Annotated in this window: 17 protein-coding genes; 6 read left to right on the forward strand and 11 right to left on the reverse strand. The window is 71.5% G+C overall.

Translation table 11 applies throughout. The annotated features are described in order from the left end of the window. Window positions 1–12 precede the first annotated feature (12 nt). The 3 genes from DVK06_RS19570 (at window position 13) to DVK06_RS06535 (ending at window position 2,309) form a co-directional block, all read left to right on the forward strand. Window positions 13–147, forward strand: coding sequence for a hypothetical protein (locus DVK06_RS19570; RefSeq protein ID WP_255409701.1), 135 nt, complete (start codon window positions 13–15; stop codon window positions 145–147). An 86-nt stretch (window positions 148–233) separates the two neighbouring features. Beyond that, the gene (locus tag DVK06_RS06530; RefSeq protein ID WP_121599724.1) at window positions 234–977 is read left to right on the forward strand and encodes a carbonic anhydrase; all 744 of its coding nucleotides are present in this window, start codon (window positions 234–236) and stop codon (window positions 975–977) included. 87 nt (window positions 978–1,064) lie between these two features. After that, window positions 1,065–2,309, forward strand: coding sequence for a PQQ-binding-like beta-propeller repeat protein (locus tag DVK06_RS06535; RefSeq protein ID WP_121599725.1), 1,245 nt, complete (start codon window positions 1,065–1,067; stop codon window positions 2,307–2,309). Window positions 2,310–2,471: 162 nt separating this feature from the next. Here the strand turns inward: DVK06_RS06535 and ndk are convergent, their stop codons facing one another. Genes ndk through rpl7ae form a run of 4 tightly spaced genes read right to left on the reverse strand, consistent with a single transcriptional unit; the run spans window position 2,472 to window position 3,739 of the window. Continuing rightward, complete coding sequence (ndk, locus tag DVK06_RS06540) at window positions 2,472–2,951, reverse strand: nucleoside-diphosphate kinase (RefSeq protein WP_053771039.1); 480 nt, start codon at window positions 2,949–2,951, stop codon at window positions 2,472–2,474. Beyond that, window positions 2,948–3,142: a 50S ribosomal protein L24e gene (locus tag DVK06_RS06545; RefSeq protein ID WP_004595320.1), complete on the reverse strand. Its 195-nt coding sequence runs from the start codon at window positions 3,140–3,142 to the stop codon at window positions 2,948–2,950. The genes ndk and DVK06_RS06545 overlap by 4 nt, the downstream gene beginning before the upstream one ends. 3 nt (window positions 3,143–3,145) lie before the next feature. Continuing rightward, window positions 3,146–3,370 carry a 30S ribosomal protein S28e gene (locus tag DVK06_RS06550; protein WP_004595321.1) on the reverse strand — a complete coding sequence of 75 codons (225 nt, stop codon included), beginning with the start codon at window positions 3,368–3,370 and terminating at the stop codon, window positions 3,146–3,148. Between the two features lie 6 nt (window positions 3,371–3,376). Further along, complete coding sequence (rpl7ae, locus tag DVK06_RS06555) at window positions 3,377–3,739, reverse strand: 50S ribosomal protein L7Ae (protein ID WP_121599726.1); 363 nt, start codon at window positions 3,737–3,739, stop codon at window positions 3,377–3,379. 278 nt (window positions 3,740–4,017) lie between these two features. On the opposite strand from rpl7ae, the gene DVK06_RS06560 reads away from it, so the two are divergent. Next, window positions 4,018–5,466: a bifunctional UDP-sugar hydrolase/5'-nucleotidase gene (locus DVK06_RS06560; protein WP_053771038.1), complete on the forward strand. Its 1,449-nt coding sequence runs from the start codon at window positions 4,018–4,020 to the stop codon at window positions 5,464–5,466. Between the two features lie 10 nt (window positions 5,467–5,476). On the opposite strand, the gene DVK06_RS06565 is transcribed toward DVK06_RS06560, so the two are convergent. Together DVK06_RS06565 and DVK06_RS06570 are read right to left on the reverse strand one after the other, a co-directional pair. Continuing rightward, complete coding sequence (locus DVK06_RS06565) at window positions 5,477–6,370, reverse strand: bifunctional methylenetetrahydrofolate dehydrogenase/methenyltetrahydrofolate cyclohydrolase (protein ID WP_121599727.1); 894 nt, start codon at window positions 6,368–6,370, stop codon at window positions 5,477–5,479. Between the two features lie 93 nt (window positions 6,371–6,463). Then, window positions 6,464–7,240: an aldo/keto reductase gene (locus DVK06_RS06570; RefSeq protein WP_121599728.1), complete on the reverse strand. Its 777-nt coding sequence runs from the start codon at window positions 7,238–7,240 to the stop codon at window positions 6,464–6,466. A gap of 244 nt (window positions 7,241–7,484) precedes the next feature. Between DVK06_RS06570 and DVK06_RS06575 the strand changes: the two genes are divergently transcribed. Continuing rightward, on the forward strand, window positions 7,485–7,988 hold the full coding sequence (locus tag DVK06_RS06575) for a hypothetical protein (protein ID WP_158600065.1): 504 nt from the start codon (window positions 7,485–7,487) through the stop codon (window positions 7,986–7,988). Between the two features lies 1 nt (window position 7,989). Here DVK06_RS06575 and DVK06_RS06580 read toward each other — a convergent pair whose 3' ends face one another. The 3 genes from DVK06_RS06580 to DVK06_RS18915 all read right to left on the reverse strand — a co-directional run bounded on the left by DVK06_RS06580 (window position 7,990) and on the right by DVK06_RS18915 (window position 9,693). After that, complete coding sequence (locus DVK06_RS06580) at window positions 7,990–8,739, reverse strand: hypothetical protein (protein WP_121599730.1); 750 nt, start codon at window positions 8,737–8,739, stop codon at window positions 7,990–7,992. Between the two features lie 78 nt (window positions 8,740–8,817). Further along, complete coding sequence (locus DVK06_RS06585; RefSeq protein ID WP_053771033.1) at window positions 8,818–9,495, reverse strand: HAD family hydrolase; 678 nt, start codon at window positions 9,493–9,495, stop codon at window positions 8,818–8,820. Between the two features lie 57 nt (window positions 9,496–9,552). Continuing rightward, window positions 9,553–9,693: a hypothetical protein gene (locus tag DVK06_RS18915; protein WP_167551893.1), complete on the reverse strand. Its 141-nt coding sequence runs from the start codon at window positions 9,691–9,693 to the stop codon at window positions 9,553–9,555. A 126-nt stretch (window positions 9,694–9,819) separates the two neighbouring features. Here DVK06_RS18915 and DVK06_RS06590 point away from each other — a divergent pair, with 126 nt between their 5' ends. Then, window positions 9,820–10,959, forward strand: coding sequence for a CBS domain-containing protein (locus tag DVK06_RS06590; RefSeq protein ID WP_121599731.1), 1,140 nt, complete (start codon window positions 9,820–9,822; stop codon window positions 10,957–10,959). Between the two features lie 72 nt (window positions 10,960–11,031). Here the strand turns inward: DVK06_RS06590 and radB are convergent, their stop codons facing one another. Both radB and DVK06_RS06600 read right to left on the reverse strand, forming a co-directional pair. Next, a complete protein-coding gene (radB, locus tag DVK06_RS06595) occupies window positions 11,032–11,739 on the reverse strand; it encodes a DNA repair and recombination protein RadB (protein ID WP_121599732.1) in 708 nt (235 codons plus the stop codon). Between the two features lie 197 nt (window positions 11,740–11,936). Then, a complete protein-coding gene (locus DVK06_RS06600) occupies window positions 11,937–12,143 on the reverse strand; it encodes a cold-shock protein (RefSeq protein WP_004595330.1) in 207 nt (68 codons plus the stop codon). Window positions 12,144–12,342 lie beyond the last annotated feature (199 nt).

Here is a 12,342-nt window from a genome sequence, read left to right on the forward strand (position 1 = left end):
GAGGGGGCGAACATGCAGAACCTCGAAGACATCGTCCTCGACGAGAACGAGGAGGCCCTCGCCCCGGCGGTCGTGATCGCGACGGTCGCGCTCCTCGCGGTGTTCGTCGTCGGAATCGCGGTCTCCCTCGTCGGACTCGTCGCCTGAGGAGGGCCGCCCGCGCGGCGAGCGCGGTCCGCTTCGGCGAGGCCCCGCGCACGGCGTTTTTTGTTCCCGCGGGCGGTCGGGACGGTATGGACGGCCGGATACTCGCCGACCTCCTCGACCGCAACGACGACCACGTCGCTGCGCTGTCGCCCGACTCCTTCGACCGGCACCGCGACGAACAGCGGCCGGGCGTGGTCTCCGTCTGCTGTTCCGACTCGCGCGTCTCGCAGGAGGGGATGTTCGCCGTCGACGAACCGGGGTACCTCTTCACCTCCGGCGCCATCGGCAACAGCGTCAGCGCCGTCGTCGACGGCGAGCGGGTCCTCGACGGGAGCGTGGCGTATCCGCTCGGACACACCCACACCGAGGTGCTCGTCGTGGTCGGCCACACCGGGTGCGGCGCCGTCGACGCCGCGCTCACGGCGGCCCGCACGGGCGAGTTCCCGAGCGAACCGGGCGTCCGCGCCGACGTCGAGGCGCTGCTGCCGATCGTCGAGGACGGGCTGAGCGATCCGCGGATCGTCGGCGGGCCGACCGACGAGACGGGCGGGGACGCGGCGGGCGAGTACCGGGGCGACGACGCCGACCCCTCGCTCCGCGACCGCCTCGTCGAGCACAACGTCCACGAGCAGGTCGCGTTCGCCCGCGGGCGGGAGGAGGCTGCGGACGCGACCGTGTACGGTTTCGTCTACGACCTCCACGGCGCGTACGGCGACCGCGACGGCGCCGTCTACCTCGTCGACGCCGACGGCGAGCGCGACCCCGCCGCGCTGCGCGACCTCGTCGGCGAGGAGCGCGCCGACCACGTGGGGACGCTGCTGGGACGGTAGGGCCGGATCCGGGCAGTACTCCCCGCGACGCGGGCCGGGGGGCCGCATCCGACAACCGTTTCACGGCGACGCCCGAATGGGGTTCAAATGGACCGACGCGTCCTGTTCGCGACGCTGATCCTGCTTGCCGGCGGGGCGACCGGCGTGGGCGTGGCGCTGTTCGCGTTCGTCGGCGTCGACGACGCCACCACGGGGACGACGGTCGTGTGGGAGTCGGAACCGGCGGCCGGCGACGACGGCAGCGGCGCCGTGGTCGCGACCGTCGACGGCGACCCGCTCCTCCTCCGGCCCGCGGTCGAGAACGGGTCGCGGGTCGTCCGCGCGACGATCGTCGGGACCGATGAGACCCCGTGGACGGTGCCGATAGCCGGGCCGGACGCCGAGCGCCGCGGCGGCGACGACGGGGACGGCTCGGGCGACGGTCCCGTCGGCGTCAGCGGCCTCGCGACGGGCACCCTCGGCGGCGACCCGGTCGTCGCGCTCACCACGGCGTCAGGCGGGCTCGTCGTCGTCGACGCGGCCGACGGGGCGAGGCGGTTCGCGGTCGACCTCGGCGGCCCATCGGGGATCCGCCCCGCCGTCGGCGACCTCACCGGCGACGGAAGCGCGGAGGTGGCCGCGGTCACGGCCGACGGGGGCGTTCTCGTCGTCGACGGCGAGGGCGACGCGGTCGCGGAGGCCTCGCTGTCGGGCGAGGTGACCCGGCGACCGCTCGTCGCCGAGCCCGACGCCGAGGCCGGCGAGCGGGGCGGGCTGGCGGTGCTGACGACAGCCGGCGACCCCGCGACGGTCCACATGCTCGACGCGAGCGGCGGGACGCGCTGGACGACCGAGCCGAGCGTGAACCCGCTGAGTTGGAACGCGGCGGACAGTCGCGACGGACCGGTGCTGGCGCTCGGCGGCGCGAACGGGAACATCGAGACCGTCGAGACGAGCGACGGCTCCGACCGGTACGAGGTGAAGCTCCAGGACCGCCCGATCGCCGTGGGGGACGCCGACCCCGGTCGGGTGTACGTCGGCGGCTCCGGGAGCGTCTGGGCCGTCGACCTCCTCGACGGCGAAGTGGTCTGGAAACAGCAGTACGGCGCCTCGACCCGGATCAACGAGCCGCGGATGGGCGACGTTGACGGGAACGGCGAGCGCGCGCCGGTCGTGGTCAACCGCGCCGGCGAGGTGCTCGCGATGACCCAGCAGGGCGAGGTGCTCGCCCGGGGCGGCCCCGCCGAGGTCGTCGTCTACGGCGGGCCCCTGTTCGCCGATGTGACGGGCGACGGCGGCGACGAAGTGATCGTGGTCACCGACGACGGGACCGCGATCGCGGTCGACACCTGAGCCGGCGGGGGACCGTCGCTGTCGTTTATGTGCGGTCCGTCGGGAGAAACCGGACGACAGAGCGGAACTCTCCGGGAGAATTCACCGGAAACGCGGTGTGTCGAGCGAGCGATGGCTCTCCGGAGGCGGGGCGGCGGCGAAAAGCGAAATCCGCGAGCGGCGTCAGTGGTCCTCTTCCTCGTACACCCACGCCGAGGTGTCAAGGTCGTAGTCGACGAGTTCCTCGTCGTCGAAGAACAGGTCGATCTCGCGCTCGTTGGCGCCCTCGTCCTCGTGGTCCGACGCGTGGATCACGTTGTGGCCGAGGTCTAAGCCGAAGTCGCCGCGGATCGTGCCCGGGGCGGACTCGGTCGGGTCGGTCTCGCCGACCATCGCGCGGACCTGTCGGGTCGCGTCCGCGCCCTCCCACACCATCGCGAAGACGGGGCCGGAGGTGATGAACTCGACGAGGCCGTCGAAGAACGGCTTATCCTCGTGCTCGCCGTAGTGCTCCTTCGCGAGCTCCTCGTCGAGCTGAACGAACTTGCCGCCGACGAGCTTGAGCCCGCGCTCCTCGAAGCGAGAGACGATCTCGCCGATGAGGCCGCGCTGGACGCCGTCGGGCTTCACCATCACGAACGTGCGCTCGTCGTGGTGGCTCACTGCTCGTCGCCTCCGGCTCGGTGGCCCTCCTCGGTCCACTCGACGTCGCGCGCCTCGCGGCCGAGGAAGTAGTTCTTCTCCGCCTTCGAGTCGACGAAGTGGAGGACGGTGCCGTCCTTCTTGACGAACATCGTGCCCGTGCCGGGCTCGATCTCCTCACCGCTGTAATCGCAGGTGCGTGTCTCGACCATTGGTTATCGGCCTCCGATGGAGTCGGCGTCGCGCTGGGTCTCCCGCAGCTGGAGCACGTCGCCCAGACGGACGGGACCCAGGACGTTCCGGGTGATGATCCGGCCCTGGTTCGATCCCTCCTGGATGCGGCACTTGACCTGCATGGCCTCGCCGTGCATCCCGGTCTTGCCGACGACCTCGATGACCTCCGCGGTCGTCGAGTCGCCGGTGCCCTCTTCTGCGCTCATGGGAGGTTATCGGAGCTCCGCGACCTTCTCGCCGATGTCCTCGACGTCGTTGTCGGCGTCGCCGGCGTCGACGACGGCGGCGGCGGCCGAGCCGACCTCGAGGCCGGCGGCCTGTCCGACCTCGTCCTGGGTGTCGACGAAGGCGACGGGGATCCCCTTCTCCTCGGCGAGCTCGGGGAGGTGCATCACGATCTCCTCGGGGGAGACGTCCTCCGCGACGATGACCAGGTCGGCGTTGCCGCGCTCGACGGCCTTGGTGGTCTCGTTGGTTCCTTTCTTCACGGTGCCGGTGTCTCGGGCGACCTCGAGCGCTTCGAGGGATCGCTCCGCGAGGTCCGCCGGGGTGTCGTAGTCTACGTAAACGGGCATATGTTGTTCACCTATCCTCCGTGTAGGCTCGCGTGTCCGTCCCGTGGTCGGTCCCTAACGGAACGGCACATCATCGACCCCACAGAGGCTGTGCCCCGTCGTAGTCCGGACATCCATAAAAGCGCTTTCAATGTCCTGCGCGTGTGCGAGCGGGGATCACGGGGCGAAACCGCGGGCGGGGGAACGGACGGCGCGCGAGCCGCCCCCGGCCCGACCGCGCGGGCGCCGGCCGACTCCGCGATTTTTAAGCCCCGCTCGCCCCTCCCGTCCCACATCGAATGGTCCGCCTCGTTCACTACTCCGACATCGAGAACGTCTTCGACGCCCCCGAGCGGGCGGCCCGCCTGGCCGGCCGGATCCGCGCGCTCTCGGGGCCCGACGCCGCGGTCGTCGCCACCGGCGACACGACCGCGCCGGGCGTCCTCTCGCTGGTCGCGACCGGCAGGCAGGTCCTCGACTTCTACGAGGCGACCGACACCGTCCTCGACACGTTCGGCAACCACGAGTTCGACTACGGGCCCGACCCGCTCCGCGACCTCGTCGCCGACTCGCCGGCGACGTTCGTCTCCGCGAACGTCCGCGACGAGGACGGCGAGCCGTTCGGGCGCGCCGAGGGCGTCGTCCCGTGGGCGACGCGCGAGGTCGACGGCGAGACGGTGGGGTTCGTCGGCGTCACCGACCCCGCGACGGACTCGCTGAACCCGATGGCCGCCGACCTCTCGTTCGACGACCCCGTCGCCGCGGCGCGCGACGCGCTCGCGGAGATGCGGACCGCGGTCGCCGAGCGCCGGGACCGGGGGGCGCCGGCGAGCGAGAGGGGCGCGGCCGCCGGCGCCGACCCCCTCGATCGCGTCGTCGTCCTCTCGCACCTCGGCGCGGGCGACGACGACCTCGCCCGCGGGCTCGACGTCGACGCGGTCCTCGGCGGCCACGTCCACAGTCGCCGGAACGAGGTCGTCGACGACACGCTGCTCGTCCGGCCCGGCGTCAACGGGGAGACGGTGGCCGAGATCGACCTCGACGCCGACCCCCCGACCGCGACGCTCCACGAACCGGACGGGGCCGACCCCGCGCCCGGCCTCGAAACCGCGCTCGCGGAGCGGATGGCCGCGGCCGACCTCGGCGAGGTCGTCGACACGGTAGAGAAGCCGATCGAGCGGACGGGCGACGTGGTCCACGGCGGGGAGTGTCGCGTCGGCAACTTCGTCGCGGACGCGTTCCGCTGGGTCCACGACGCCGACGTTGGCCTGTCGAACGCCGGCGGGCTCCGCCAGGGCGACCCGTGGACTGGCGGCGTGACGAAGGCGGACCTGATCAGTCTGATCCCGTTCGAGGAGCCCGTCGCGCTCGCCTCGGTCACGGGCGCGGAGCTCGGCGACGTGTTCCGCGAGATGGCCGCGCCCGACGTGGACTTCGGCGAGGACGACTGGTGGCACGGCCACGTCTCGAACGCCCGGGTCGTCTGGGACGACGACGCGGAACTGATCTTGGAGGCCACCGTCGGCGGTGAGCCGATCGACCCCGACGCCCGCTACACGGTCGCCGTCTCCGAGTACCTGCTCCACTCGGAACACGAGTACCCGACGCTCGCCCAGCGCCACCGGATCGACGAGGCGGACATCCAGTACGAGGTGCTGGCCGACTACGCCCGCGAGCGGGGGATCGACCCCGAGATCGAGGGCCGGATCGAGATCCGGAACCGCGCCGCCGCGGCCGACGACGACTGAGCGGCGAGCGCTACGGTAAGTTCACGTCGACATCGCGCCGGAGCCCGGCCGCCTTCACCGTGTTGTAGAGGAGCATCGCGCGCGTCATCGGTCCCACGCCGCCGGGTACCGGGGTGATCGCCCCCGCCACCTCGCTGGCCGACTCGTAGTCAACGTCGCCGACGAGTTCGTACCCCTTCTCGGTGTCCGCGTCGACCCGGTTTATGCCCACGTCGATCACGGTCGCGCCCTCCTTAAGCATCGAGCCGTCGACGAACTCGGGGAGCCCGGCGGCCGCGACGACGATGTCGGCCCCCGCCAGCTTCCCCTCCAAGTCCTCGGTGCGGGAGTGGCAGACCGTGGTCGTCGCGTTGCCGGTCGGCGACTTCTGGATCAGCAGGTTCGCCATCGGCTTGCCGACGATGTCGGAGCGGCCGACGACGACGGCGTCGGCGCCCTCCGTCTCCACGTCGTAGGCGTCGAGCAGCTTCTGGACGCCGTGGGGGGTGCAGGGCTTGAACCGGGCGTCGCCCGCGACGAGGCGGCCGACGTTCTCCGGGTGGAAGCCGTCCACGTCCTTCTCCGGGTCGATCCGTCGGAGGACCGTCCGCTTGTCCACGTGGTCCGGGAGCGGGAGCTGGACCAAGATCCCGTGGACGTCGTCGCGGTCGTTGAGGTCGTCGATCGTCTCGTACAGCTCGCTCGCGGGGGCGTCGGCGTCGATCTCGACGTGGAAGCTCTCGATGCCGACCTCCTCGCAGTCGCGCTGTTTCATCGAGACGTACGTCTCGCTGGCCGGGTCGTCGCTCATCAGCACCGTGGCGAGTCCCGGCGCGGCGCCGGCGTCGGAGAGCCGCGTCACCTCGTCGGCGACCGCGCCGCGCACGTCGGCCGCGACCGACTTGCCGTCGATGATCTCGGTCATACGCGACCGTCGGCGGTCCCGAGATAAAAGTGAACCGGGATCGTGCGTATCTAGCCCGATTTGAATCAGATCTGATCCGAATTTATGGATCGACTATTCGGGGAACAGCTCCTCCTCGCGCTCGACGGCGTCGATCGCGGCGACCTCCGCGTCGGTGAGGTCGAGGTCGGCCGCGGCGAGGTTCGCCCGGAGGTGCGCCTCGTTCGACGCCTTCGGGATCGTCACGACCGGCTCCTTGGCGGTGGCCCACGCGATCGCGACCGCCTCGGGCGTCGTCCCGTGCGCGTCCGCGACCTCGGTTACGGCGTCGACCTCGCGCACCCGCCCGCCGGCGAGCGGCGAGTAGGCGACGACGGGGTAGCCGTGCTCGCGGGCGTGGTCGAGCAGCTCCGGACGGTAGAACAGCGGGTGGAGCTCGGTCTGGTGGGCGGCGGGCGGGCGGCCGAGGACCTCGACCGCGCGGTCGAGGTCCGCGAGCTCGAAGTTCGAGACGCCGACGTTCCGCACGAGGCCCTCCTCGACCAGTCGGTCGAGCGCCGGCAGCGTCGTCTCGGGATCGTAGTCGCCGCGCGGTCGGTGGACGTACAGCAGGTCGATCGCGTCGACCCCCAGTCGCTCCGCGCTCTCGCGGGCCGCGGGCGCGACCGCCTCGCCCCGGAGGTCGTCGATCCACAGCTTCGTCGCGACGGTCACGTCGCCGCGATCGAGGTCGACGGCGGTCAGCCCCGCGGCGAGCCCGTCGCCGACGACAGCTTCGTTGTCGTAGATCCGAGCGGTGTCGAGGTGGCGGTAGCCGACCGAGAGCGCGGTCGCGACCGCGTCCGGGTCATCGATCCCCATCGTTCCGAGGCCGACCGGCGGGAGGTCCATGCGCCGGCGTCCGGGCGACGCGGACAAAAGCCTCCCGTCACGTCGGCGACCGCAATCCGACGCGGCGCCGGAGGCCACGGGATCACTTAGGTGGGCGGCGCTCGTAGCCCGGGGCGACGATGTCAGTCCGCCCTCCGCGTGGCCCCCGCGCCGGACCCGCTCCGTCCGCGCCGCCCGTCGAACGAGCGCCGATCGATCCCCGCGCCGCGTGACCCGGACCGGGACGTGGTCGTTCGCGACGACCGTGGGACGAGTCGAGGTCGCCCCCGACGAGATCCGCGTTCGGAAGGGGCTCGCTCGCGTGGCCGAGACGACCGTCAGGCGCCTCGCGAGCGGCCGAGCGCCGCCCGTCGGACGCGAGGTTGGCTGGTCGGCCGTCGCGGGCGCGATCGCCCTCCTCGGGGCCCTGATCGAGCTGGCCGCCGGGTCCGGGGAGGGGATCGAGGTGGCCGGGTTCGCGCTCGCGACGGCGCTCGCCGGGACCGGCGTCACGGCGCTCCAGAACGCCCGCGTCGAGGTGTCGACCCGCGATGTCCAGTACGTCGCGTTCAGGGACGGCGACGTGGTCGTCGTCCGCGACGACGACGGCGACGAGGGCGAGACCGTCCTTCGCCCCCGGTCGCCAGCGGCCCGGAACGACGCGGCGCTGGCCTTCCGACTGCGCGGGATCGAGGTCCGCGGCACGGCCGACGCGGAGGGCGTCTCCCGGACCGTCGTCGACGCGCCGAAGGCCGAACCGGTCGCGTGAGTCACCGCGTCATCGACACCGACCGCTCGACGACCTCGTATCCCTGCGCGGCGAGCACGTCGGCGTAGTACCGCTCCGCGACCCGTCCCTGCGGGAGGCGGCGGAGGTCGAACCGCCGCGTCGGCCGCAGTTCGACGTCGACCACGCTCCCGCCGTCGGCCGCCCCGCGGACCGCGACCGCGTACGACGCCCACGGCTTCCCGCCGGCAGTCCCCTCGATTTCGACCGTCGCGACCGGCCGGCGCTCAGGCTCGCCCCCGTCGACCGCGCCGCCGAGCGCGTCCCCGTCGCTCGCGTCGACGGAGAGGTCGAGCTCGACCGTCTTGAGTCCCAAGAGGTACGAGAACTCGTACGTCGCGGCCGTTCCGGACGCGTCCTCGTCGGCGGAGTCGGTCGGGCCGTCGTCGACCTCGCGCACCTCGTCGGCGACGGCCCACTGGAACGCGAGGATCGGCGGTCTCCCGGACGCGAACTCGCGCACGACCGTCGCGGGCGGGGCGTCCGTCCGGAGCCGCGCGGTGCCGCGCCGCTGGAACGCGGGCGCGCGGAGCGCGAGCAAGAGGAGGCCGGCGACCGCCACCCCGGGCCAGAGAGAGAGCGCGGTGACGGCCGCGAGGACGGCGCCGGCGGCGAGCAGCGCGAGCGTCCAACTGACCGCGCGCTCGGCGCGGCGGTAGCGGGCGGTCGCGTCGTCGAGTGCGTCTCGGTCGGTGCGTCGGCGCGACCCGACGCGTGCGGAGGGCGCGGACACGGCTCTGACTCGTCGGGCGCGTAGTTCAGGATTGCGGTCGGGCCCCGGTCGGTCGGCGTCGTCCGCGAGGGCCGGCGGTCAGGCCGGACCGTCGGTCGGCGCGCGGCCGCAGATGCTGACGAGGTCGTGGAGGTCGTCTATCTCGTAGGTCGGGTGGCAGGCGAGCTCCGTCGACCGGCGGTGCGGGCGGCGGAGGAACGCGGAGTCGATCCCCGCGTTGTCGGCCGCGCGCACGTCGGACTCGTTGTCGCCGACGAACAGCGCCGTCTCGGCGCCCATGTCCTCGAGGGCGCGTTCGAGGTAGTAGGGAGAGGGCTTCTTGCGCGAGAGGCTGGCCACCGAGGGCTCGCGGCCGTACGCGACTTCGAAGTGGCCCGCCAGCCCGAAGTGGTCGAGGAGGGCGTCGACGGTCTCCTGCTGGTTCGAGGAGACGACGCCGAGCGAGGCGTCGAGCGCGCGGAGCGCGTCCACGTCGTCGTACGGCGTCTTCTGCCCTTTCCGGGCCGCGTCGATCTGCGCCGCGGCGGCGGTCTCGTCCCTGACCCGCCAGAACTCCGTCGGGTCGACCCCGTACCGCTCGCAGATGTCGGTCAGGGTCGCGGGGTCGACGCCGACGGCCACGTCGTCGACGTGCGAGAGGTCGGGATCCTCGACGCCGAGGCTCACGAACGCGTCCCACGCGGCCTCGCGGAGCGTGTCGAACGGCGTCCGTCCGACCAACACCCCGTCGTTGTCGAGGACGACGGCGTCGTACACGCATCCCCGTGCGGGGGTAACGGGCAAAAAGCTTTCACACGCCGGGTGGACGGCGCCTCACACGCCGAAGAGGCGGAGGAAGAGCCCGCCCAGCACCGCGAGCGCGCCGGCGATCACGCCGACGAAGGGGATCGGAACCGGCAGCGGGATCACGATCAGCGCGACGCCGGCGGCGATCAGGGCGGTCGAGATTTTCACGCGACGACTTGGTCGGCGACACGCAAATACCTTCAGGCGGATTCCGGCGAACGGGCGAGACGTGTCGGCGTGCGCGACGACTCCCGCACTTTCAATACCCGGCCCGTCGAACCCTCGGAGTGGACTATGAACATCTCTGATATCGCGGTCGCGGAATACGTGGAGGTCGACGTCGACGAGCGGCTCGCCAAGGTCCGTTCTATCTTCGAGCGAGAGAACCCCAAGGGGATCGTCGTCGTCGAGGACGGCGAGTACGCCGGCGTCGTCGGCGAGAAACAGCTGGTGCGGTCGCGCATGGAGGACGACACGAAGGTGTCGGCGGTGATGAAGCCCGCGCCCTCCGTCGACCGACACGAGGACGTACGCGAGACCGCTCGGCTCCTCGTCGAGGGCGACGTGAAGATCGCGCCCGTCTACGAGGGGGAGAAGCTCTACGGGATCGTCACCGTCGACCAGATCCTCGAGGCCGTCATCGACAGCCTCGACGCGATCACCGTCGCCCAGATCGCCACCGAGGACGTGATCGGCATCGGCGAGACGGAGAGCGTCGGCCGCGCGATCAACCGCCTCCGGGAGAACGGCGTCTCCCGGCTCCCGGTCCTCGACGATGAGGGCGACCTCGTCGGCGTCGTCACCACGAACGACATCGTGGAGTTCGTCGTCCGCGACCAGGAGCGGCAGGGCAGCGGCGACCGCGCCGGCGACATCGACCGGATGCTCGACATCCCCGTCTACGACATCATGTCGAGCCCCGTCGTCACGGCGGCGAACGACGAGACCGCGCAGACGGTCGTCCAGCGCATGTTCGACAACGACGTCTCCGGGCTGGTCGTCACCCCCGAGGGCGCCGACACCGTCGCCGGGATGGTGACGAAGACCGACGTGCTGCGCGCGCTCACGTTCACCGAGCAGGACTCGATGGACGTCCAGATCACGAACGTCGACCTGCTGGAGGGGACCTCCCGCGAACACATCGTCGAGTCCATCGAGCAGGTCGCGGACAAGTACGCGGAGATGCAGGTCATCCACGCGCACGTCCGGCTCCACGCGCACAAGGAGAAGCTCCGCGGCACGCCCCTGATCCAGTGTCAGATCCGCCTCCGCACCAACGAGGGGCAGGTCGGCGGCTCCGGCGAGGGGTACGGCGCCGAGCACGCCTTCCACGTCGCGCTCGACAAGCTAGAGCGGAATGTCTTAGAGATCAAGGGCGTCAACGCCGACGAGGAGTACCGCGGCCAGCTCCTCCGGAAGCTCGGCGAGCTGTGAGCCGGTAGGCCGCCGTCCGGTCCACCGACCGCCCTCTTCTTCTCCGCCTTCCGCGGCCGTTCGCCGCGTCGGCTACCCGTCCGCGCCCTCCGCGAGCCCGTCGCCGACGATGCGGAAGGTCGCGGTGTCGCCCGCGGGCTTCGACCGGTGCTTTTCGAGGGTCACGCGGCGGTTCCCGCCGCGGAACCGGTCGACGCGGAGGATCGCGCCGGTCCAGTGGTTGAGGGTGTTGCCGCCGAGCGCGCGGTCCCGGTCCCCCTCCGGGTCGGTGAACACCTGGTTCGTGATCACCACGGCGACATCGTGACGCCGGGCGAGAGAGAGGAGATGGGTCACCTGCTTTGCGACCTTCCGGAGCGACTCGCCGCCCTGAGTGTCGCCGGCGCGCTCCAGCCGGTAGAAGCCCGTCGCGGAGTCTAACACGATCAGCTCGACCTCCTCGGCGAGCTCCTCGGCGTCGCGGACCGCCTCGCGCTGGTCGTCGAAGTCGTACGCCTCCGAGATGACCAGCCGCGCGGCGAGCGCTTCGAGGTCCTCGTCGCCGTCGCCCCGGTCGAGCCGGCCGGCGGCCATCTGCTCGAACCGGTCGATGGAGAGCCCCTCGGTGTCGACGTAGAGGGCTCGGTCGCCGCCGGCCGCGACCTCGACCGCCGCGGCGAGCGCGAGGTTCGTCTTCCCCGCGGCCGGCGGGCCGTACACCTGCGTGACGACGCCGCGCTCGAAGCCGCCGCCCAACAGCTCGTCGACCGGCCGGCAGCCGGTCGGGATCGGATCGCTCACTGGGCCCGACTTGGCCCGCGCTCGTATTTAAACGGTCGATCGCGTCGCTCCGCGGGGGCCGGCCGTCGCGCGGCAGCGATCAGCCGCCGCTCGCGGAGGCGTGATACGTGTGAGAGAAACGGAGACGGCGCCGATCGCGTCGAGCGACGGCCGAAATCCGGTGGTTCGTGCGGACGCGTCGTCCGCGGTGTGAAGGGTTAGTTGCGGACGAGGTTCGTCGCGCGGGGTCCCTTGGGGGACGACTCGATGTCGAACTCCACTTCCTGCCCCTCCTCGAGGTCCGGGCCGCCGACGTCTTCCATGTGGAAGAACACGTCTTCGTCGTCGTCGAGGTCGCCGTCGTCAGTCGAGATGAAACCGTAGCCGCCAGTGTCGTTGAAGAAATCAACCTTACCGTTTGCCATTGCGAATAAACGTACAGCCGGTTGGGGTATAACCCTTGCGAGAGTCACGGTACCACGGGGGTTCCGGACGTTTGTCCACCGGTCTGATCGCACCGGAGCGGCCGTTCACGGCGGCTGGGACCGCTTTCCGGGCGATATCGGTCGTGTTCATCGCGCGCCACCAGGCGCGGGGTTCATTTACGAGCGACCACGTAGGTCG

Origin of the sequence: Halorubrum sp. Atlit-28R, from assembly GCF_003665955.1 — an archaeon.
Taxonomy (GTDB): Archaea; Halobacteriota; Halobacteria; order Halobacteriales; family Haloferacaceae; genus Halorubrum; species Halorubrum tropicale.

Coding starts and splice junctions, on each gene's coding strand:
- DVK06_RS06545 (WP_004595320.1), bottom strand. CDS start 3,142: ATGGTCGAGACACGCACCTGCGATTACAGCGGTGAGGAGATCGAGCCC.
- DVK06_RS06590 (WP_121599731.1), top strand. CDS start 9,820: ATGAACATCTCTGATATCGCGGTCGCGGAATACGTGGAGGTCGACGTC.
- DVK06_RS06570 (WP_121599728.1), bottom strand. CDS start 7,240: ATGGACCTCCCGCCGGTCGGCCTCGGAACGATGGGGATCGATGACCCG.
- DVK06_RS06535 (WP_121599725.1), top strand. CDS start 1,065: ATGGACCGACGCGTCCTGTTCGCGACGCTGATCCTGCTTGCCGGCGGG.
- DVK06_RS06550 (WP_004595321.1), bottom strand. CDS start 3,370: ATGAGCGCAGAAGAGGGCACCGGCGACTCGACGACCGCGGAGGTCATC.
- DVK06_RS06560 (WP_053771038.1), top strand. CDS start 4,018: ATGGTCCGCCTCGTTCACTACTCCGACATCGAGAACGTCTTCGACGCC.
- DVK06_RS19570 (WP_255409701.1), top strand. CDS start 13: ATGCAGAACCTCGAAGACATCGTCCTCGACGAGAACGAGGAGGCCCTC.
- DVK06_RS06600 (WP_004595330.1), bottom strand. CDS start 12,143: ATGGCAAACGGTAAGGTTGATTTCTTCAACGACACTGGCGGCTACGGT.
- rpl7ae (WP_121599726.1), bottom strand. CDS start 3,739: ATGCCCGTTTACGTAGACTACGACACCCCGGCGGACCTCGCGGAGCGA.
- DVK06_RS06530 (WP_121599724.1), top strand. CDS start 234: ATGGACGGCCGGATACTCGCCGACCTCCTCGACCGCAACGACGACCAC.
- DVK06_RS06565 (WP_121599727.1), bottom strand. CDS start 6,370: ATGACCGAGATCATCGACGGCAAGTCGGTCGCGGCCGACGTGCGCGGC.